Here is a 22422-nt window from a genome sequence, read left to right on the forward strand (position 1 = left end):
AGGGGCATATATGCAGACGTATCCATTAAGCAGTCTGTCTCTTGAAGAAGCTGTAAAACTTCAGTTCAGAGTGACGGATTGTATAACAAGAGAATTTAAAGGACATGAAATTCTGAACAGGGGAGATATGGGGGTAGTTCCCGGACTGAATAAGCCGATTACTACCAATCGGGCAGAAAAGGTAATTGCGCGTATTTTTGATGCAGAGGCGTGTATGCTGGTTAGAGGAGCCGGCAGTGGAGCCATACGGCTCGGACTGCATTCTATTTTAAAATGTGGAGATAAGATCCTAATACACAAAGCTCCTGTATACAGCACAACCAGGACTTCCTTTGAAATGCTGGGCCTGATACAGGTAGAAGCGGATTTTAATGATTTGTCTCAGCTTGGGGAAGTTTTAAAGGATAATCCGGATATCAAGGGGGCTTTGGTGCAGTACACCAGACAGAAACTGGATGACAGTTACGATATGGAGGAGGTGGTACGGACTATCAAGAGGATTCGAGATATTCCGATTTTAACCGATGATAATTATGCAGCAATGAAGGTTAGGTATATTGGCGTGCAGTGCGGTGCAGATCTATCCTGCTTTTCATCATTTAAACTGTTAGGGCCGGAAGGAATAGGGATTATTGTAGGAAAAGAGAAGTACATAAAACTTCTGGTGGAAGAAAATTATTCTGGAGGAATGCAGACCCAGGGGCATGAGGCGCTGGACGTGCTTTATGGGCTGACATATGCGCCAGTGGCGCTGGCAGTCCAGGCCCAGGTGAATGAGGAATGTGTAAAAAGGCTTAAAGGCGGAGAGATCCCGCAGGTAAAAGACGTATATTTGGCAAATGCCCAGTCAAAGGTACTTTTAATTGAATTTAAGGAAGATATTGCAGAACGGGTGCTGTTGGAGGCAGAAAAACTCGGCGCGGCTCCAAATCCGGTGGGAGCAGAGTCTAAATATGAAATAGCGCCCATGTTTTATCGGGTGTCGGGTACTGTCCGAAAAATTGATCCTGGACTGGAGCGTCGTATGATACGGGTTAATCCCATGCGCGCGGGAGCGGATACAATTTTAAGAATTATAAAGGAATCTGTAGAAAGGGTGAAGTAAATGTTTCTTGACCAGACAATCCGTACAAATAGTAAATTGGTGGAAACGGCATTTCTCCTTCATCAGGGCGGTCATATACTTCCAGACACATATGTAGTAGATGTGGATATGTTTTTGGAAAATGCGCGCAGGCTGCTTCAAAAGGCAGAAAAAAATCATATCAGGCTGTATTTTATGTTAAAACAGATGGGTAGAAATCCTTATCTTGCAAAGGCATTGATAGAAATGGGTTACCCAGGTGCAGTAACTGTGGACTTTAGAGAAGCTATGGTAATGATGCAGCATCATATTCCCATAGGAAATGCAGGCCATCTGGTACAGGTTCCCAGGGCAATGGTTAAAAAACTACTGGAGTATGGGCCAGAGGTAATAACTGTATATTCACGTGAAAAGATTCGTCAGATTGAAAATGCAGCATCAGAGCTTCAATGCCGACAAGCCCTAATGCTGCGGGTATATAGTGATCATGATATGGTATATTCCGGACAGACGGCAGGATTCCAGCTGGATGAACTAAAGGAAACGGCCGCCTGGATCAGGAAAGAATGCCCTCACCTTGACATAAAAGGCGTAACCTCCTTTCCCTGTTATCTTTACAATGAAGCGGAAGCGAAAATACTTCCGACCCCCAATCTGGAAACAGTGAAGCGTGCGGCAGAAATACTTAAGGTTTGCGGGGCGGAAATATCGTTCGTTAATACTCCGTCTGCTACCTGCTGCCATACCATTGACCAGATGTTAAAATTTGGCGGGAATTGCGGGGAGCCTGGACACGGGCTAAGCGGAACAACACCGATGCATTCCCGAAAGGAGATGGAAGAAAAGCCGGCGGTTGTATATGTCAGTGAGATTTCACATAATTTTATGGGAAATGCATATTGCTTTGGAGGCGGACATTACAGGCGCTCCCATGTAAAAAAGGTGCTGGTAGGGACCGGGCTTGAAAACAGCAGAGAACTTACCGTAATACCGCCGTCTGATGAGAGTATTGACTATCATTTCGGCATAACGGACAAGTGTGCAGTAGGGGATACGGCAGTTATGGCATTCCGGTTCCAGATATTTGTTACAAGAAGCGATGTGGCATTAGTAAAGGGGATACAGGAAGGAAATCCTGTAATTGTCGGCATTTATGATAGCCAGGGAAGAAGGAAGGATCTATAGTGAAGAGGTTTGTTGTACTGGTTCTGGATGGATTTGGAATAGGGGCAATGAAGGATACGGCAGAAACGAGGCCGGGAGACGAGAGGGCAGACACATTGGGGAGTATTTTGAAGGACTTTCCGCAGATGAACCTCCCAAATCTGGAACGGCTCGGACTTATGAATGCCTACGGAAAAGAAAGCAGCCAAATGAAAAGGTCGGATGGAGCCAATTTTGGAAAGGCAGAGCTGATGCATTTTGGCGCAGACACGTTTATGGGGCATCAGGAAATTATGGGTACACAGCCTAGAAAGCCAGCGATTCATCCTTTTCAGGAGAGTGCAGATATTGTAGCGGCCCATCTGAGGGAATATGGGCATAAAGTAAACATCATTGAAAAACAGGGTTTGAGATATGTGCTTTGTGATGACTATGTGACAATAGCCGATAATCTGGAAGCGGATTTGGGAATGTGTTACAACGTAACAGCGCCTTTAGATTTTATATCGTTTGAAAGGGAATGTGAGATTGGGAGGCTGGTGCGGGAGGTTGTGACAGTAGGACGCGTGATTGTATTTGGTGGGATTGGAAATACAATGGCAGATCTGTGGAATGCGGAAGAGATTAGAAATGGTCAGTTTATTGGAATAGCTTCAGCAAAATCAAGATCATATGAGAGAGGATACCAATGTATCCATATGGGGTATGGGGTTGATGAATCGGTACAGGTTCCTGTATGTCTTACAGATATGGGGATAGCTGTTACGTTAATCGGAAAAGTAGCCGACATTGTGCAAAATGCAGGCGGTAAACGTATCTCATGTGTTCCCACAAAAGAGTGTATCAGATATACTCTGGAAGAATTTAAAAGTATGGAAACAGGATTTATCTGCACAAATATACAGGAAACAGATCTGGCGGGCCATTCCCAATCATCAGGAAAATATAAAGAGATCTTGGAAACGGCGGATCGGGGAATCGGGGAACTGATTTCAAATTTTACAGATAACGATATCCTTGTAGTTATGGCGGATCATGGAAATGATCCAGACATAGGACATAGTAAGCATACACGAGAGTGTGTGCCCCTGCTTGTATACAAAAAGGGAATCAGCGGAAAGCGTCTGGGAGTCAGAAAAACACTTTCGGATGTAGGAGCAAGTGTATGTGATTATTTTGGTGTAAGAGCGCCCCAAAATGGCTGTTCCTTTATGGACTGCCTGCTTAAATAAAAATCAGTTTTGCAGATTCTGCCTTTACTAAAAAATGGAAGAAGAAAGTTTTGTCGGTGGTCAGAGATGGCCGCCGATTTTATTTTCTGTTTTTACACACACATTGGCAGATGATGTGAAAATCTTCTTTTCCTGATCGGTTACACAGGTTAGATAACAGGTTCAGTAAAAAATCCCCATTTATTAAAAAAATAAATTGAAAACAAAAAAAATTCCTGATATACTAAATTGTTTTTGGTTACAAATGCGATACAAAAAAGGAGAAAAAAGCAGAAATGAAACGACAACTAGTATGTTTGCTGGCTGCCTGGATCGGCCTGCAGCTTCCGCTTGGCGCATTAAACGCCTACGGAGCGCAGCTGCCGGAATCTGCACAACAGATGGAAACACAGGCGGAAAATGACCTGTCTCAGGATGGGAACCAGACCAAAGAAGAAGATTCGGCAGAAGGTTCTGGAGAGGAGCATTTTACCGCTACTTCATCGGAGGCCCACCGTCAGGAGGACGAAGAGGACGCATCCGACACAGACATTGTTCCGATCGCCAGCCCCAGTCAGCCCACAAAGCCTCAAAATGAGCACAGGGGCGCAGTAACAGTAGAGATCCGCACTATTCTTCCGGTGAAATCCGCTGTGGATTTTGAGATTGAACTGAACGAAAAAGTATCCAGAAAGGCAAGATCCAGTGAAGATTCGGAAGTCTTTCAGGAGTCGGCGCAGATCAGCCTGCTGCCCCAGGAAGACTCAGAAGAGTCAGAGATAGGAAAAGGCACATTTGAGAATCTTCCTGCCGGAACCTATGAGCTGTCGGTAACAGCCGAAGGATATCTGCCCTATGAGCAGACCATAGAGGTAAAGGATGATACCTGCAAGATCATGCTTTTAAATGACTATGGCGACTATGAGTATTCTTCCTCCGCCCATCCTGGAATGATTCGTATGGGAGATGTAAATGGAAGCGGCGTCATCGACAAAGACGATCTGGATGATCTGGTGGACGCCGTTTATGAAGGCGGAATCACAGGTATGGATGAGGAAGGCATGGACTTAAACCGGGATGGCGAAGTGGATCTTACGGATCTTCAGTATTTTGCCAGCCTGTATACCGGAAAAGAGGGAAGTGATAATAAATATCCCGCATCTACGATAGAGCGTTCCATCACGATTCAGGAGGGAGATGTAAAGCTTGCATCTTCCAGTGATGCCGTACGGGTAGAAGGTTCGGTAGACGACCTTTTTAATAAGGAAAATGACACTTCTGTCACTCTGGAGCGGGAGGATACGGATCAGCCTATTTCTGAGGAGTATCCCGTGGAACTGGAACTGGATCTGTCGGCCAGACCCGTTACGGCCGGAGGACTTGTGATCCAGTCGCCGGAGGATTCTGAGGGAGCCATCAGTACTGGAGAGGTAGAGGTGGAGACCACCGACGGATCGGTGATCACTGCCAAGATCACTCGGTACGCAAATGGTAAAAAGAGCCGTTCGGTTCGATCTGCTGCCGCTGAAGCGGTGATAGATTCTGACGGTTCCATTCTGATTACCTTAAAGGATCAGAAACCAGTGAAAAAGGTACGGATTCGGATAACAGGAACCGTATCGGAAGGAAATCTGGCAGAGATCAGCCAGGTAGAATTTCTGGGCGATATGAAGGATCGGATTCCGCCGCCAGTGCAGAATATTCCTGAGAATGTAAGCGCACAGATTGGAAGCAGAGAATTTACGCTTACCTGGAAAAAAGAGGTAAATGTCACCGGCTACGAGGTTTCCATTACAAATGGAGGCCGTACGGAGATTCTGGAAACGTCAGAAAATACGCTGACAGTAAACGGATTTAACGAAAAAGAGCTTATAAATTATGAGACGTATCTGGTAAAAGTACGGTCTGTCAACGGAAACTGGAAGAGCAGCTACAGCGCGCAGATCTCCGTTATGCCTGAGCCTGACGGTCCGCCGCCTGCACCGGAGAATATCTCCATTGAGGGCGGTTATAAGAGCCTTCATGTATCATGGAAGAAGATGGATGATACAAAGACATACAGTCTTTTCTACCGCCAGGCAGGAACCGAAGAGTTTAAAGCGGTGGATGACCTGACGGGAACCAGTACGACCATAAGCGGTCTGGAGGATAAGGCGCAGTATGAGATTTATATGATCGGTCACAATCCTCTGGGAGACAGCCCCCATTCGGCAATGTATTGCGGCAGCACGATTACGGTAGAGGCGGCAAAGATGCCTGCATACCGGCTGATCAATGTGGGGCCGAAAGAAGGCCAGTCTATGACGGATCATATTAAAGAGGTATCCATTGTAGCCGGATCTGTGACAAATGCGGCCGGAGATCTTGTAGACGGGGATCCTTATTCCTGCTGGGAGTTCAATGACTGGGATTCCGGCGGTGTTTATAAAAACTACCGCGGCCCCATTGTAACCCTGGATCAGTCCTATACAATGGACACCATCGCCTTTATTGCAGGCCCCAATCAGAAAGCGAACTTTAGGGAATACTGCATCAGAGCCTGGGATGGGGAGGGAAGCGAACCGCAGATTATAAAAGGCCGTCTGTCCCTTCAGCCAAGTCTTGATAAAAACGGAAAAAATTACTACGAATTTATTGCAAATAAGCCGTTTACGGCAGACAAGGTTCAGATCAATCTGTCAGTGCCAAGCAATAATAATTATATGAGCATAGCAGAGCTGCGTTTTTATGAGTATGATGTCCTCTTAAATGACGTATTTGCACTGTATACGGATGATCTTCACCTGACCCTTCAAAACGGTGTTACCATGGACACCATCAATGCGCTGCGGGCGCGCGCAGATGAGGTGGATGAGATCAGCGGGGAAACCACTCCCAAGAGAGATCTGATCTTAAAGGAACTTGATACAGCGGAACAGATACTAAAGGATGGCACCGTTCAGAAGGTCATCTCAATAGACACTTCTGTTTCCAAAAAATATGACAGTCACATCACATTCAGCAGCGGACTGAACGCATGGCAGCCTTTGGGCACAGCGGCGCTGGCAGGTGAAAAGGTGATCATCTATGTAGGCGCTCCCGGAAAACAGCCCGGAGACGACACAAACCTGGATCTTTATGCTACTCAGTACCATGGGGAATACAGCCATTTCCAGACCAAGGCGGCAGACTTAAAGGTGGGAATCAACGAGATTACGATTCCAAAGGTTTCCAGCCTGGATACGGAAAAGGGAGGCGCTCTCTATGTGGAATATACGGGAAATGATCCCGGAGAGTCCTACGGAGTTCGTGTGAGCGGCGGATCTCAATACCCGATTTTAGACGTAACAAAGGCTGCCACAGAGGATGAGCGCAGAGCGCTGGTGGATGCTTATGTGGCGGAGATGGCGGAATACGTAAGCCGGATCGAGGAGCTGCACAACGCAGACGCGGACAGCGAAACCTCTCACAGCCGCATCTGCGGGCTGCCATATGATGAGAAAAACTGTATCCTGGGAGCAACGGATATTGTTCTGGATCAGGTGATGTATTCCGTTGCCATTCAGCCGTTGTACGAGGAACTGACAAAGAATGGTGAAACACAGGAGGAGGCCGCAGAACGGCTTTATCAGTCTCTTGCTGCCATGGACGGAATGGTTCACCTGTTCTATCAGCACAAGGGATTAAGCGATAATCCTGTGGCAGGCGATACTACATATGAGAAAGACCGGTTGCCGGTCAGCCGGTTAAACATCCGTTATCAGAGAATGTTTGACGGAGCGTTTATGTATGCAGGCGGCCTTCACATTGGCATTGAATGGGATTCCGTAGGGCTGGTTGGCGGTTCTGTGCCTGTTGAGGCAGATGCAGACGGCAAGTATCAGAGCGGACGTTATTTTGGCTGGGGAATCGCTCACGAGATCGGCCATATCATCAATGAGGGCGCGTATGCAGTGGCAGAGGTAACGAATAACTATTATGCCATCCTTGCTCAGGCAAAGGACACCAACGATTCCGTCCGCTTCAGCTATGAGGATGCCTACAGGAAGGTAACCTCCGGCACAAAGGGAGGAAGCAGCGACCAGCTGGGAATGTACTGGCAGCTTCATCTGGCGTATGACAATGGATTTAACTTTAAAACCTATGAGAATTATGAGGATCAGAGACAGAACCTGATCTATGCGAGAATTGATTCCTACGCAAGAGACATAAGCCGCGCCCCGGCACCGGGCGGCGTGAAGCTGACCTTAGACGGAGCCGATAAAGACAATAAGCTGATGCGTCTGGCCTGCGCGGCGGCAGAAAAGAATATCCTTGAATTTTTTGTCCGCTGGGGAATGACTCCGGATGCAAAAACAAAGGAGTACGCAGCTCAGTTTAATAAAGAAGAGAGAGCCATTTACTATATCAATGACGCAGCCAGAGAGTACCGTGTAACAGACGGAACCAGCATTGCGGATTCTGTTAAGGTAAGCGTGACGGCAAAACAGGATGAAAAAGAGCCCAACCGTGTGACGCTGACCATGGAGGCCAGCGCTGAGGACGGATCGGATATTGGAAAGGATCTGTTCGGTTATGAGATCACCCGTATCCAGCGCCGTTATGGCAAGGAAGAGCGCCAGGTAGTTGGCTTTACACAGACAGACACATTTACCGATGTGATCGGTTCCGTGAATAACCGGGTGGTCGGCTATGAGGTAAGAGGAATTGACTGGTGTATGGAACCCACAAAGCCCGGCCGTCTGGAAGATGAGATTCAGATTTCACATGACGGAAGTATGGATAAGTCTGGCTGGAAGATCACAGTAAATACCTGGTCAAAAGAGGATGAGGAAGTGACCGGAGAGGATGAGGGCAATCTTTCCTGCTCTGATACCATCAGCAGCGCAAAGACCATGATTGACAATGACCGGAGTACTGTTTATGACGGAACAGTGAGAAAGACAGAGGACGCAGACGCCTCCAGGACGGAGGACGCCCAGGCTGTGATCTCCCTTGGCAGGACGGAAACCATTGCAGGCCTGAAATATACATATGAGGGAGATTCTCCTATTGAAAAGTACACCATATCCATCAGTGATGACGGCAGCGACTGGACAGAGATAAAATCTGGAACCTTCCGCCTGGAAAATGGAACGGCCACAGTTTACTTTGATAAGGAAAACGACAGCCGGTACAATGTCTACGATGCAGCCTATGTAAGGCTTACGGCTGACGGCTCAGACCGCTTTGCGGCGGCAGAACTGGATCTGCTGGCTCCGGTAGGAGACAAGGTAGAGCTGGATCAGATCGGAATCCTGGCAGAGGACGCGGTGTTTGAACACTCTGGAAATAACAGCAGCGGCGATACGGAAAGCGGAAAAACCATAATTCCTGAAAAATCCATCGTATTTACCGGCCGCTATAAAGGAAATCCGGCCTATAATATGGTTCTTCTCTATGATGCGTCCGGCAGCGCAGTAGGCGGAAAGGACAGCACAGGAGCCATTGTAGCGGATCAACTGATCCTGGCTCCTGATCCAAAAGACGGACAGCTGGGAGAGATCACAGAGGGAACCTGGATCTACTATATCCGTCCAGAGGATCAGAACAGCCTGACTCTGCCGGACAAAGTACGGGCAGAGTTATACCGCACACAGGATGCCCAGACCAATGACAAAGACCGTCTGGTCAGCGACACGAAGCTGATTTCCGTTCCCGAATCACTTCCTGAGATTACAATTACCAGCCAACCATAAAATAATGGAGAAAAAGATAGAAACATGAAGAAAAAAGCGATTTTTAGCTGTCTGGCTACAATCTGCCTTCTTCTGATACTGCTTCCGCCCATGCTCACACGGGCGGAAAAGTATAGCCTGATCACTTGGGAGAAGAAGAGCAAAAACGTTGTAAATATGTATCTGGAGCTTCAGGAAAACGAGTCTGTACAAGATATTACTGCATTTAGCCTGAAGCTGAATTTTGACAGTAAAGAGAATCTTCCAGAAGAACCGGTCTTTAAATTCGGAACGGATTTTAACAGTAAGAACGTATCTGTCCGTCAGGAGCGATATGACGGGGATGCTCAGACCATGACCCTGTATGTAGCCGGCAGAAATCCCGTTATTGAAAAGGGAAAAAGGGTTCTTCTTGGAACCATTAAGATACAGTCGGATGAGAATGTGACTGTTTCCGTGGATCAGAGCGATTTTCAGACGGTAGACCGTTTCCACGAGAAGGGACAGATCACAGAATTTGGCGATTATGAGCCATATGAAATGATTCTCAAAAAGGAGGCAGAAACCGCTGCTCCGGAAACAGCCGCTCCGGCCTCTCGCGAGGACAGTGACGACGACGACTATGAGTATGAGAACCAGCTTAAGACAGAGGAAGCGCCCGAGCCAAACGGCCAGTGGATGCAGGATGAAAAGGGCTGGCGGTTTGCCGCCCTGGATGGAACCTGCCCTGCAGATACCTGGTATGAGTGCTCCTGGAACGGATTTAAAGCCTGGTACTACTTCAATGCTGACGGCTATATGAACAGCGGATGGTTTACGGATCGTGACGGAAACACCTACTTCCTCCATGATCAGAACGACAGCCAGGCCGGCGCAATGTACACCGGCTGGCACTGGATCGGCGGCAAATGCTACTATTTCCAGGATACGCCTGACGCTGCCCGGCCTGCCGGTTCCATGATGAAAAATGGAACCACGCCGGACGGTTATACGGTGAATGAAAATGGAGAATGGACCGTAGATGGAAGCGTACAGGTAAGAGAACAGACGGCATCATAATCCAGCGTATCAATGACAGAAAGGCAGTCCCAGACCAGCCCGTTGAGGGGAATTGGCCTGGGACTGCTTTTTTATAAACAGGAGAAGCGGCCTATTTCTTCCCGGCTGCAACCTGTTTATCAAACTCAGGATTAAAGTAGTAAAAATTCCTGCGGTCCAGAGTATCCTTTATTTTTTCCAGGGCTTCTCCGAACCGCTGGAAATGAACCACCTCCCTGGCCCTTAAAAACCGTAAAGGGTTCAGAACATCCGGGTCGTCAATCACGCGTATGAGATTTTCGTAAGTGCTCCGGGCTTTTTGTTCCGCAGCCAGGTTTTCGTGGAGATCCGTGATAGCGTCGCCCTTGGACTGAAATTCACAGGCGTTAAAAGGGATTCCGGCAGCCGCGGCAGGCCACAGACCGGTAGTGTGGTCAATATAATAAGCATCAAAACCAGCAGTTTTGGCCTGCTCCTGGGTCAGATCCCTGGTGAGCTGAAAGACCATAGCGCAGATGATTTCCAGATGAGCCAGTTCCTCTGTGCCGATGTCCGTCAGCAGTCCGGCGGCCTCCTTACATGGCATGGTGTAGCGCTGGGAGAGGTAGCGCATGGAAGCGGCCAGCTCTCCGTCAGGCCCGCCGAACTGGCTGATAATAAGAGATGCAGTCTTAGGGCAGGTTTTTTTGATATTTACAGGGTATTGAAGCCGTTTTTCATAGGTCCACATCAGAGAGCACCTCCTTGCTGGTCCCAGGGCAGAGGCCCGTCATTCCATGTGAAATGTTTCTGTCCGGGGTATTTGGTATGGCTATTGGTTTGGTTGTTGGTGTCAGGGCAGACACAGTTTCGTGTCAAAGGCTCAAATTCATTGGCGTAGTGTTCCAGTAGGGATTTTCGTCTGGCATTTGCCTGGCTGAATGCTTCCAGAGCGGAAGCATCCAGAGGGTGAGTGTCCAGATACAGGGTCAGATCGTCGGCAGTGAAGCTTATCTCAGTGATTTCTTTTAGTATTGCGTTTCGGTCAGACATTTTCCTTTCCCCCTTCCTTATAAAATGGAAGAATCAGGCTGGGAAAGATGCTTCCCTGTTTCAGTCCCGCAGCAGGCTCAGAGGGGGTTTCCCAGGGCTGCACAGGAATAGTGGCAATGGCCAGGGAAAGCCCGGGACCGGGAGCCGGGAGCTGGTTTTTGCAGCCGCAGACTGGAGCGGCGGGTTTGGTATCACAGCTGCATAAATTCATAGTTATGGCACCTCGCTTTCTTTTGATGGACGGCAATAGAAGACATATGCATACCATGTTTATTGCCTGGCGCATAGAAAACGTGCGTTACAGTTAGTATGTCCGGGTTTGAGAATAATCTGGATGGAAATATTTTAATTTTTGTACAGCAAAAGACCAGGTACTGGGGATACCTGGTCTTTTCTATGTGTATAAAGGGGGGATAAAATGTATGAAAGGGGGAGGGCCCTTTCGATTTTTGCAATCAGCGCTTAACGATTCACGGTTTTAACTGTGTGAACTGTTTTCTGCTTACATGAGATATTATAGTATATCAAAAATGAGATTTCCATTGTGAAACGAAAAAGAAATATTGCAAATCGCCCAAACTCTGATAAACTTATAAACAGTGAAAATGTGCGGCCCCATAAAACACCACAATGGCGCACGGCAGACAGGAGGGAATGAGGTGTACCAGGAAGCCAGTTTTAAGACAGAGCAGGTAGTCTACGCCCATACCCGCAGCGATGAGGCGGATATGGAGTACAAGATGCATTGCCACAACAGCTATGAGATCTACTATATGATTACAGGAAATGTAGAGTATCTTCTTGAGGGAAGGCCGTACCGCCCAAGGCCGGGAAGCCTTCTGGTGATTGCTCCCGGCTGCTTTCACGGTCTGCGGGTATTAGATGGAAATGAATATCACCGGATTCGCCTTCACTTTGCAGGAGAGATCTTAAGCGACAGGGAGCGGGAGCTGCTTCTGCAGCCATTTGGGAAAAGCTGGGGTTGTCTGGAAGAACAGTTTGCTCTGGAATGGTATTTTCATGCCATCGAGGATTGCGGGAGCTATGGAAAAGATTTACAGGATATTGCAATCCGCGCACGAATCCTGTCTCTTTTGGCCTGTATTTCTGCAATATATTTAAAAGACCCCAGAAGAACGTATGGGGCAGAAAGCCAGGCTCAGGAAGTGATCCGATATATTAACGGCCATCTGGGGGAGACACTGACCTTAGAGGGCCTTGCAGAGCGGTTTTTTATGAGCAAGAACCATCTGACGGCTCTGTTCCGCCAGGCAACAGGGACTACGGTGGCCCGTTACATCCTTTATAAGCGCATGGTAATTGCAAGGAAGGAGCTGGATTTGGGAACGCCGGCGGCAGAGGCGGCGTCCAGAGCCGGGTTCGGAGATTACTCCACCTTTTTCAGGGCATATCGGAAAATGTTCGGCTGCGCGCCTACGGATAAATCGGCTATGGAGCTTCCGGACATGGATAAGAGCGGAGACTTTTAAATGTCTTAATATAATCTTTATACAGACGTTTTTCTTTTTAACGCAATCTTTTTAAATTGTATGTCATAATTAACAATTACAGAGACAATATAAAGACAGCATAAAGATGATAGAGTCTTGTATTGTGTAAAAACCGGAGGTATGTAGTATGAATGTTCAGGGCAGAAAAAAACAGCTGACGTCCGCTCAGATCATTATATTTGGCTTTATGGCGGTGATCCTGTTCGGTGCGTTTCTTTTAATGCTGCCGATTGCTTCCAAAGGGCCGGGGGGAACATCGTTTTTAGACGCATTATTTACATCCACATCTGCCGTTTGTGTAACGGGCCTTATTGTTCATGATACCGCTACTTACTGGACTGCCTTTGGCCAGGTCGTGATCATTGCCCTGATTCAGGTAGGAGGAATGGGGGTAGTGACGGTGGCGGTGGCGATAGCCATGGTGTCCGGCAAGAAGATTGGCCTTAAGGAGCGAAGCACCATGCAGGACGCTATTTCGGCCCCCAAAGTGGGAGGGATTGTCCGGTTTACCGGATTTATTCTGAAAGGTACTTTTTTGGTGGAGCTGACCGGCGCTGTGCTGATGGCGCCTTGGTTTATCAGGGATTTCGGATTTTTAAAGGGAATATGGTATGCTGTATTCCATTCGATTTCCGCCTTCTGCAATGCGGGATTTGACTTGATGGGAGTGCGGGAGCCGTTCTCATCCCTGACTTCCTATGTGGGGAATCCGGTAATCAATTTTACCATTATGATGCTCATTGTGGTAGGTGGCCTGGGATTTCTGACCTGGGAGGATATTCGGACCAATAAGCTGTGCTGGAGAAAATACAGGATGCAGAGCAAGGTGATCCTTACGACCACGGTTCTTTTAATTATTATACCGGCTGTAATTTTTTACTTTTGTGAGTTTAACGGCCCTCAGTGGCAGAATCACGGAACGCGGATCCTGGCCTCCCTGTTTCAGTCTGTCACACCAAGGACAGCCGGTTTCAATACGGTGGATCTTGCATCTATGAGCGAACCGGGACAGCTTTTAATGGCGATCCTGATGCTGATTGGCGGTTCGCCGGGATCTACGGCCGGCGGTATGAAAACCACTACGCTGGCAGTGATCCTGCTTTCAGCCTGGGGCGTGTTTTGCCGTAAGGGAGATGCCCAGTGCTATGGAAGGCGCATTTCTGAGGAAACGGTGCGCTATGCGGCGGTGGTGATGATCATGTATCTGACCCTGTGTGTAGGCGGTGCGATCATCATCAGCTATGTGGAGGGACTTCCCATGCTGACCTGTATTTATGAAACCGCTTCCGCAATCGCTACCGTGGGTCTGACCTTAGGTGTTACGCCGGGACTTGGGCCAGTTTCACATATAATACTGATTCTTTTGATGTACTGCGGAAGAGTGGGCGGCCTGACGCTGGTGTATGCGGCCATCTCAGGGGTAAAGCCCCATGTATCGCGGCTGCCTCAGGAAAAGATAACTGTGGGATAAATGAAAGGGGAAGGAATTATGAAATCAATTTTACTGATCGGTCTTGGACGCTTCGGCCGTCATGTGGCGGAGAAATTATATGAGCTGAACCATCAGGTGATGGCAGTAGACAAGATGGAGGACAGGGTAGAAGCTGTTCTTCCGTATGTTACCAACGGTCAGATCGGTGACAGCACGAATATGGAGTTTTTGGAGAGCCTGGGCGTAAGCAACTTTGATGTGTGCATTGTAGCAATCGCAAGCGACTTTCAGAGTTCTCTTGAGACGACAGCCTACTTAAAAGATCTTGGCGCAAAAATGGTTGTCTCACGGGCATCCAGAGATGTACACGCCCGTTTTCTGCTCAGAAATGGAGCGGACGAGATTGTTTATCCGGAGAAACAGGTGGCAAACTGGACGGCTATCCGCTACAGCTCGGAGCACATTTTTGATTATGTGCAGTTAAGCGAAACCCACGCTATTTTTGAGATTGAAATACCGGACAACTGGGTGGGAAAGACCATCGGGCAGGTGGATATACGAAAGAAATTCAACATCAATATCATGGCGCTCAAACGCAAAGGGAGTCTGGATATGGCTATCCGGCCGGATACCATGCTGGATCGGGATGTAACCATGCTGGTGCTGGGAGAAAGCAAGGACATTCAGAAATGTTTTAAGATCTGATTTAAGGACTCTAAAGGGGATAGATGTACAATTACACTGACTGCAAGGAGGTAACACTGCATGAATAAACCGTTGATTTTAGTGGTAGAGGATGACGCGCCGGTTCGCAACCTGATTACCACAACATTAAAAGCGCACGACTATCGGTTCCAGACAGCCGCGGCCGGAGAAGCCGGAGTTCTGACTACCGCTTCACAGAATCCTGATATTATTCTTTTGGATCTGGGTCTGCCGGATATGGACGGGATTGAGGTGATTCAGCGCATCCGTTCCTGGTCCAATGTGCCCATCATTGTAATCAGCGCACGAAGCGAGGACTCAGACAAGATCGACGCCCTTGATGCAGGAGCCGACGATTACCTGACAAAACCGTTCTCTGTGGAAGAGCTTCTTGCGAGGCTGAGAGTGACCCAGAGGCGTCTGGCGGCAATGAACGGTGATATGACGGGGAGAGAATCGGTTTTCACCAACGGAAAGCTGCGTATCGACTACGGCGCCGGCTGCGCGTACCTTGGAGATAAGGAACTGCACCTGACGCCCATTGAATATAAGCTGCTTTGCCTGATGGCACAAAACGTAGGAAAGGTTCTCACCCATACGTACATCACCCAGAAGGTCTGGGGGAGCAGCTGGGATAATGATATTGCTTCCCTGCGTGTATTTATGGCAACCCTGCGCAAGAAACTGGAAAGCGAGCCCGATTCCCCCCAGTATATCCAGACTCACATTGGAGTGGGGTATCGGATGATGAAGGTGGAGTAAAAAAAGACGAGGACAATGCCCTTTACAGGTATGTTCTCGTCTTTTGTATGCTCAGAAATCGGAACGCTAAGAGTATTTGCTACTCATCGTCGCTGTTTACTCCGTCAGAGTATTCATTTACATAGATCAGATGCTGCCTGGATTCTTCTACGATATTGCGTACGGTATCGGCGGTCAGAGGGATGTTCTCAGGCTGCAGCATCAGGCTTAAAGCGCAGGGAAGATTGACTCCGCAGATCAGATGATGCCGTTCCGTTACATAGGGGCAGAATTGCTGATTAACGCTTCCGCCCAGCATATCGGTCATAATAACCACCTCATCCTCAGGATCAAAGCTTTCAAAAGCGGTTCGGATCATCGTTTCAAGGTCAGAGTCATCTATATAGGCGCTGATATCGATGATGTCTTCTCTGGAGGTCAGAAAACGCAGGGTGTCTGCAAGGCCGTGAGCCATCAGATGGTGGGATGCAATGATATATCTTCTCATGGTAATCTCCTTATAGATCCTGGATTAAATGGCTGACGTAAAGCTCTGCTTCGCCTTTAGGAAAAGGTGTCTGCATACTTTCATAGCCTTTTCCAAACTCATTCTTTTCCACAATATAGCCGGCGCTGTAGTTTGCATATCCCCAGATCATCCTCACAGGTGCTTTTAAATGGCTTTTAATCTCCATTCCAAAAGTGGAGAAAAGTTCGCCAGGGATTGTGACAATTTCCAGATCGCCCAGATGGTAGATTACAGACTTTAAAGCAGTGTTTACCCCGCCACAGACCAGCTTTTTCTTTAAATGGCGTATCCCGGACCAAAGAAGCTTTTTTTCATCTTCCGTTGTGGCGGATGCCAGTTTTTTCTCGTCCTGCGCCAGCTGCTGCTTTAATGAATTAAGATCGTAAGACCCGCAAATGGTGTACTCGCTTGTTTTTATGCTCTCTGTCTTAAGCTTTATGGGAACACGGGTTTTCTCGAAAACAGATATCTGACTCATAATTTCATCCCGCACTTTCCAGAGCTCTTTTTCGTCATTCCCCTTGCGGTACTGCCTGTTTCCCATATCTCCGCAGGCACCCTGGATGGTGATAAAAACTGAGTTGTATTTATCGTCCAATGATTTTCCAATATTTCCTAGAAGATCAGAACTGATTTTCATATTGTGGATGCCAAGGACGGTAGGATGACAGGTAAACTGAAATATACCAGCTGCTACATGATTGTCACTGCAGAAAAGAATCATATTGATCTCTTTATCGCTGGGTTTGTCCTTATAATTGCGGTTACCGTAGACATCCTTGATGGTTCCCTTTACCATGTAAGGGGTGACCTCTAAAAAACTCTGGTCAAAACATTGATCTACGGAGGCAAAAACCTGACGGATCATATAGTCCCTGTAATTGGCTTTGCGTCGATTCCTGTCTTCCCCCTCATCTTCAAAGCTGATGTCAGGGCCGGAATGGGTATGGATCGTAGAAATAGTGATGTTTTCCATTGGCACAGAATATTTGGCGGCCAATACCTGCCGCATATAGGCGGAAATGGGTTCTTCCAGACGGCACAGATCCAGGGTGACCCAGATAAACGGTATACCGTCGATTTTTAAGACCAGAGTCCGGCAGTAAAGTTCATCCAATACTCCGATGGATTTTTTGGTTCGCATGGCATACCCCCGCATATACATGGGAAAGAGAGGCGTAATATTGCGTTTTGCTGCGCTTACTTCAACCATAATAAATTTCCTTTCATGCAGTTACGATTTATCTTTGTGTCATACTTTCAGGTAAGGAAATGGCCTTTATGCCAGAATCCCCAAAGCAGAGCAGACCATAGAGAAGATAATGACTAAAAGAATCAGCCGAGTGATCTTCATGCCTTTCATTCCCAGAAGCTTATACATGATACCAATGGTGACCACAGAAATCATACAGGGAAGAATCTTGTCCAGCAGATCTGCGACGGCCATATTGATTTCCCCCATCTGGAAAGCCAGAGGGGTTGTTGCGGTAACAACGGTAGCGGAGAGGGCGCCTACTACGGTCAGCCCCAGGACAGACGCGGCATCTGTAATACGGGAGATGCGGCTGCCTACCTTAGTGATCAGCTTGGTGCCTTCGCGGTAGCCTATCCACATTAGCTGAGTACGGAATACAAGAAGAAGCAGATTGATGATAAGCCAGAGAATAACACCGATGGGGTTTCCATCTAAGGCCATGTAACCGGCAATGGAGCCGAGGATAGTGGGGAGCAGGGTCCAGATCAATGTATCGCCTATACCTGCCAAGGGGCCCATAAGGCTGACTTTGATGTTCTGTACTGCGTCCAGAGAAGAGATACCCTCTTTGTCTTCCAGAGCCAGTGTAGCACCCAGAACAATATTTGCCAGCCATGGGTGAGTGTTAAAGTATTTAAAATGATTGTTCAGAGCTTCCACATAATCGTCATCATCCTTATAGATTTTGCGCAGCAGAGGCCCGATTCCAAATACAACTGCAGGAGCCAGCTGCGTGTCATAGTTAAATGTATTGACCGCCATTAAGGACCAGCGAATTGCTCCCTTTACACAGTCTTTTTTTGTTAAAACAGGTTCTTTTTCCATTGCGTTCATTTCAATTTCATTATTCATCTTCCAAACCTCCTGCAAATGCAGTATTTTCCTTTGCTTCCTCATCCATATAGAACTTATAGGCTAAAGCTACACCCAAAAGGGCAGTTCCAAGAATGGGTACGCCCATGTAGGCGCTGAGTACAAAGCCAATGAGAATATAGTTGAAATATTTCTTTGCCGGCATAAAGTGCAGCAGCATGGCAATACCAAGGCCGGGAAGAAGCTTTCCCGCTACAGACAGGCCACCGGTCACCCAGGAGGGAAGTACGTCCAGAATGGCCTGTACCAGAGGCGCACCGGCGGTCAGAGCAAGAGCAGTAGGAAGGGACATAAATACGGCTACCATGACAGGACACAGCATCGTAATGCGATACATCTTTGAGAACTGTTTTGCGTTAGCGTATTTCTGGGCTTTTTGTGCAATGAAGGAATTGCATATTTTAAAGAGTACGTCCATTTGTACACCCAGCATACCAACAGGAAGTCCTATGGTCATGCCGATTTCTGGCCCCTGGCCTGTGGTCTTTGCAAAAGCACAGGCAATGATAGTGGCAACGCCGTAATCGGGAACAGAGGAACCTCCCAGCGCGGCAACGCCTAAGGACATCAGGGTAAATGTACCGCCAATATAAAGGCCGCTGTTCATGTCGCCCAAGATCAGGCCGCACAGGAAACCTACGATGACAGGCCTTGCGTGAGTCAGTGAGAGTCCGCGTCGATCTAAGTTGATCTCAGCTGCTACAAGAATAAGTAACACAATTTGCAGAGCAGATAATTCCATGTTGTAATTCCCCCTTTAGATTTTTGTTATTTTAAAAACGGTTCTACAGAAATTTCAGCATCTGCCGGTACATACTGAATGTACATATGAGTACCTGCTGCTTTCAGCTTTTTATAGTTGTCGATGTCATCCGGCCATGCGTAGGCTCTCTGAGACAGCTTTATGGCATTATCGCCTTCGGTGGGTTTTACCGTGCCGCCAATAACCAGCTCCGGAATTTTTACGCCAGCCTCAGACAGTTTTAGAAGTGTGGAAGGTTTTTTTGCAAGTACAAACACCGTGTGGTCGTTGTATTTTCCGGATTTAAAATTTATAAGAGCTGTTTCTTCTGAAATAATGGATATGGCCATTCCTGTCGGTCTGGCAAGTTTCATGCTGGCTTTTGTAAGTTCATTTCCTGCAACTCCGTCGTCAATGATCATGATCCGCTGTGCTCCAGAGCGTCCGGCCCACTGTGTAGCTACGATGCCATGCAGCAGACGATTGTCGATTCTTGCAAGTACGATACCCATAGATTTTCTCCTTATTCATCCTTATGGATGACCGGACTGTATGCCTGCCCGGAAAGCTTATTTTTTGTGTTTAGGTTGATGTAGTCATAAATATAAGCGATCTCACTGACCGGAAGTGTTACCTGATAATGTCGGGATATATCCTGAAAACTGTTTGTTACCTGTTGAATAAAACCAGAGTGAAGCTGCTCAAAATCCCCAAGATTTTGGTAATGTTCAATTGGGGTCTTTGTGACCAGACGCTCTACTAGGCAGCACAGATGAACATACAGCCCAATTATGCTCCTGTCGGCAATTCGGCGTTCGGTTATTTTTTGCAGGTAGCTTACGGCCTGCTCCACCTCGTCTAAAAGCTTGGATGGATTTAAAATGGTGATGGATTCCACCACATTTTGAAGAGAAAAATTCTTTAAAAGATTCTGATTAAAGCTTTCCATCTGCTCTTCATTTAGGTAATTCGAGAATAGAGCATTCAGCTTTTCTGCTGCATCCATGGAAATGATGTCTTCCAGAGAAATAAAGGGTATCCCTTCAATTTCCGGATTAAACAGGCCAATGATGCACTTTACGTGATATTGGCGGAAAATCTCATCCCGACTTCCGTTTTTTACCAGTCGGTAATAATCGTAGGCAATAAATTTTAAGGGGATGGAGGGCCCGGAGGTTTTTATGATCAGTTCCTTTAATTTTTCTGTGGTATTGATTCCGTTTTCTCCGCTAAAGATTACAGCATCTTCCTTCAGAGCGTTATTGATGATCCGATAGGTACAGATGGTGCTCTCGCTGGCTTGTTTTAGAATTTCCTCCAAATGTTTTCCGCTGCAAATCCCCATACCAATATCCACGGCCAGAGCTGTGGAGATATTATTGATAATGCCAATGTTTATATTAGGCAGTCCTTTTATCTTTTCATGGATCTGTTCTAAAGATCCCATATCCACTAAAAGAATAATATCCTGTCCGGTTATATAATGTTCAATGTGTTTTTCTAACAGCTTAGCTGCATCCTCCATCTGCGTATCCAGAGGCATATCAATAGCGTCAAAGACCTTTCGGCCGATAATTTGATTGGCTGCATCGGCTATACTGGAGGCAGTTGCGTAGCCGTGGCTTAAAATAATGCCTGCGGCTGAAATGTTATGAATCATCTGACGCTGATTTTTTATATCCAGGAGCAAAAGAAGCTGGTTTAATGTATTGACCTCGATATCCAGGTTTGCTTTAATCAAACTTATAATCCGGGAAGTAATGTCCGCTTCTTTTGGAAAAGAACTGCTTATATCCTGATACATATCCTCAATCTCGCGCTGGTTCTGCTTCAGCCATTGATCAATGAGATTATTCCCCTGAAGCTGGATATAAAGGCATCGGGCAAGGAGATGGCTGTACTTCTTGGAAAGACTGATACCGTACATCTCGCTTACTGATTCAAATACCTGGTTGATTAACTGTTCCCAGGTAACTAACTTGATATTAACAAGTTTTTGCTCATAGAGCAGATAATCGTTGAAGTCATAAAGCTGTTTCATGCCCTCCTGGATCATCTGTTCAAAGGATAGGCGTTCCTGCCTGTACTCTTCAAAGGCTTCCAATATCATCTGGTAAAACTGGACAGCCTGAGCTAAAGACGTATCCCTGCTGTAACTGTTCATATGTATCATGCGCCGATTCTGATCGGTGATTTCCAGCTTTAGAGATGAAAGCATATATTCGGGAAGATGGTAGCTTTGAATGGAAATACAGTCCTCTTGTTTCTCCAGATAAGCGCCGGCACAGCTGCTGGTAATGCAGTTGATCAGGCCGTCAATATTATTTTCAAATGGGAATTCCAGGATACAATGAAATGCATTCTGGCTGATACTCACATCCACTCCCATTCGTCTTCCCTGGGATTTTAAGAAAGATACCAGCATTTCCTCCCGCTCATCTGCTGTCCGCTCCTGGAGTGCAGGTATCGGAATTACAATGGGGATCATCCGTGACAGGGGTTTAAAAAGTACCTCTGCCGGTGGTTTTGCCGTAGAAAAAATGAGCCTTGCGTTGGATTCAAACACCCGGTCATCGTCTGCGGAACTTTTGTACTGCCCCGATGTCAGGAAGGAACAGATCAGTTCCTGGCTGGAAAAGGGCAGCCGGTCGATCTCATCAAAAAAGAGAACGCCTCCATTTGCTCTGGAAAGCCAGCCCTTACCGTCTTCTGCGCCGCAGAAGGAGAGAGCAAATCGCTCTTCGTTTTGGGCATATTCAGTGCAGTCTACAGCTACATAGGGTGGTGGGGCGGAGGATGTGTTCACCAGTGTGCAAGTATTAACCCCATATTCAAACATTAAACGTGCCAGAAAGGACTTTCCGGTTCCGGCTGCTCCATAGAAGAGGGCCGGAAGCCCATTGGGCGGATATTTGACAGCGGCCTTGCACTGTTCGATGCAGGGGCTTAGGCTTAAACCGAATCCGATGGCTTTCTGAAAATCCATTCGTTCGTCAACAGAGCGGCATTTGCGCTGAAACTCATCCAGACCGGAGAATACACAGGTGTCCAGGCCTGTCTGGGTTTCCCGTTCCACATTTTTTCTATGGAAGAAGTAGACTGGGCGTGAATTTACTTTTATGGCCCGTTCTTCCTTTACCAGTTCGTTGAGATACTGGCTTGCCAGATTCCGTGAAATATTTAAAGACTCACTGATATGGTTGGCCGTAAAATATTTTAAATTTTTCAGAGTGAAGTTCCGGCTGATTTTTTCTAAATATTGATAAAGTTCTTCTTTTGTGCTGAGCATATGCATATGTCTCCCATGTACAGTAGCGGGTTTACTTTAAAACCCGGTTGTCTGGTACATGAGTTATTATACAAAAAGGTGAAAAAAATGGAATGGGTTTTATCTATATTAGACAGTCAT

At 47.0% G+C, this 22422-nt stretch carries 18 protein-coding genes; 9 read left to right on the plus strand and 9 right to left on the minus strand.

Annotated elements, in window-relative coordinates; genetic code table 11:
* The first annotated feature begins 10 nt into the window (after positions 1-10).
* The 5 genes from HW447_RS15245 (at position 11) to HW447_RS15265 (ending at position 10214) form a co-directional block, all read left to right on the plus strand.
* The gene (locus tag HW447_RS15245; protein ID WP_176255990.1) at positions 11-1105 is read left to right on the plus strand and encodes an aminotransferase class V-fold PLP-dependent enzyme; all 1095 of its coding nucleotides are present in this window, start codon (positions 11-13) and stop codon (positions 1103-1105) included.
* Positions 1106-2269, plus strand: a complete 1164-nt coding sequence (locus HW447_RS15250; protein WP_176255991.1) for a YhfX family PLP-dependent enzyme — start codon at positions 1106-1108, stop codon at positions 2267-2269. It begins immediately after the preceding gene.
* A complete protein-coding gene (locus tag HW447_RS15255) occupies positions 2269-3480 on the plus strand; it encodes a phosphopentomutase (RefSeq protein WP_308464094.1) in 1212 nt (403 codons plus the stop codon). The genes HW447_RS15250 and HW447_RS15255 overlap by 1 nt, the downstream gene beginning before the upstream one ends.
* Before the next feature lie 275 nt (positions 3481-3755).
* Positions 3756-9176: a fibronectin type III domain-containing protein gene (locus HW447_RS15260; RefSeq protein WP_176255992.1), complete on the plus strand. Its 5421-nt coding sequence runs from the start codon at positions 3756-3758 to the stop codon at positions 9174-9176.
* 24 nt (positions 9177-9200) lie between these two features.
* Complete coding sequence (locus tag HW447_RS15265) at positions 9201-10214, plus strand: hypothetical protein (protein ID WP_176255993.1); 1014 nt, start codon at positions 9201-9203, stop codon at positions 10212-10214.
* A 91-nt stretch (positions 10215-10305) separates the two neighbouring features.
* Here the strand turns inward: HW447_RS15265 and HW447_RS15270 are convergent, their stop codons facing one another.
* The 3 genes from HW447_RS15270 to HW447_RS15280 are packed head-to-tail and all read right to left on the minus strand — an operon-like array spanning position 10306 to position 11436.
* Complete coding sequence (locus HW447_RS15270; protein ID WP_176255994.1) at positions 10306-10923, minus strand: manganese catalase family protein; 618 nt, start codon at positions 10921-10923, stop codon at positions 10306-10308.
* Positions 10923-11225, minus strand: a complete 303-nt coding sequence (locus tag HW447_RS15275; RefSeq protein WP_176255995.1) for a spore coat protein CotJB — start codon at positions 11223-11225, stop codon at positions 10923-10925. The genes HW447_RS15270 and HW447_RS15275 overlap by 1 nt, the downstream gene beginning before the upstream one ends.
* Positions 11218-11436: a spore coat associated protein CotJA gene (locus tag HW447_RS15280; protein ID WP_176255996.1), complete on the minus strand. Its 219-nt coding sequence runs from the start codon at positions 11434-11436 to the stop codon at positions 11218-11220. The genes HW447_RS15275 and HW447_RS15280 overlap by 8 nt, the downstream gene beginning before the upstream one ends.
* Before the next feature lie 448 nt (positions 11437-11884).
* Between HW447_RS15280 and HW447_RS15285 the strand changes: the two genes are divergently transcribed.
* From HW447_RS15285 to HW447_RS15300, 4 genes are all read left to right on the plus strand, one after another.
* Positions 11885-12715, plus strand: a complete 831-nt coding sequence (locus HW447_RS15285; protein WP_176255997.1) for a helix-turn-helix transcriptional regulator — start codon at positions 11885-11887, stop codon at positions 12713-12715.
* A gap of 148 nt (positions 12716-12863) precedes the next feature.
* A complete protein-coding gene (locus HW447_RS15290) occupies positions 12864-14207 on the plus strand; it encodes a TrkH family potassium uptake protein (protein ID WP_176255998.1) in 1344 nt (447 codons plus the stop codon).
* A gap of 18 nt (positions 14208-14225) precedes the next feature.
* Positions 14226-14873 (plus strand): potassium channel family protein, encoded by a 648-nt coding sequence (locus HW447_RS15295; RefSeq protein WP_176255999.1) that lies wholly within the window; start codon positions 14226-14228, stop codon positions 14871-14873.
* A 60-nt stretch (positions 14874-14933) separates the two neighbouring features.
* Entirely contained in the window at positions 14934-15635 is a 702-nt protein-coding gene (locus HW447_RS15300) for a response regulator (RefSeq protein WP_176256000.1), read from the plus strand.
* 79 nt (positions 15636-15714) lie between these two features.
* Here HW447_RS15300 and HW447_RS15305 read toward each other — a convergent pair whose 3' ends face one another.
* From HW447_RS15305 to HW447_RS15330, 6 genes are all read right to left on the minus strand, one after another.
* Complete coding sequence (locus HW447_RS15305) at positions 15715-16122, minus strand: PTS sugar transporter subunit IIA (protein ID WP_176256001.1); 408 nt, start codon at positions 16120-16122, stop codon at positions 15715-15717.
* 10 nt (positions 16123-16132) lie between these two features.
* Positions 16133-17356: a neutral/alkaline non-lysosomal ceramidase N-terminal domain-containing protein gene (locus HW447_RS15310; protein WP_176256002.1), complete on the minus strand. Its 1224-nt coding sequence runs from the start codon at positions 17354-17356 to the stop codon at positions 16133-16135.
* A gap of 66 nt (positions 17357-17422) precedes the next feature.
* Positions 17423-18250: a PTS system mannose/fructose/sorbose family transporter subunit IID gene (locus tag HW447_RS15315; protein WP_243176318.1), complete on the minus strand. Its 828-nt coding sequence runs from the start codon at positions 18248-18250 to the stop codon at positions 17423-17425.
* Positions 18243-19013, minus strand: a complete 771-nt coding sequence (locus tag HW447_RS15320; protein ID WP_176256003.1) for a PTS mannose/fructose/sorbose/N-acetylgalactosamine transporter subunit IIC — start codon at positions 19011-19013, stop codon at positions 18243-18245. Before HW447_RS15320 ends, HW447_RS15315 begins: the two co-directional genes overlap by 8 nt.
* Before the next feature lie 26 nt (positions 19014-19039).
* Complete coding sequence (locus HW447_RS15325; protein ID WP_176256004.1) at positions 19040-19525, minus strand: PTS sugar transporter subunit IIB; 486 nt, start codon at positions 19523-19525, stop codon at positions 19040-19042.
* A gap of 11 nt (positions 19526-19536) precedes the next feature.
* Complete coding sequence (locus tag HW447_RS15330) at positions 19537-22302, minus strand: PRD domain-containing protein (protein ID WP_176256005.1); 2766 nt, start codon at positions 22300-22302, stop codon at positions 19537-19539.
* Positions 22303-22422: the final 120 nt, after the last annotated feature.

This window comes from Enterocloster alcoholdehydrogenati, assembly GCF_013282095.1.
Taxonomy (GTDB): Bacteria; Bacillota; Clostridia; order Lachnospirales; family Lachnospiraceae; genus Enterocloster; species Enterocloster alcoholdehydrogenati.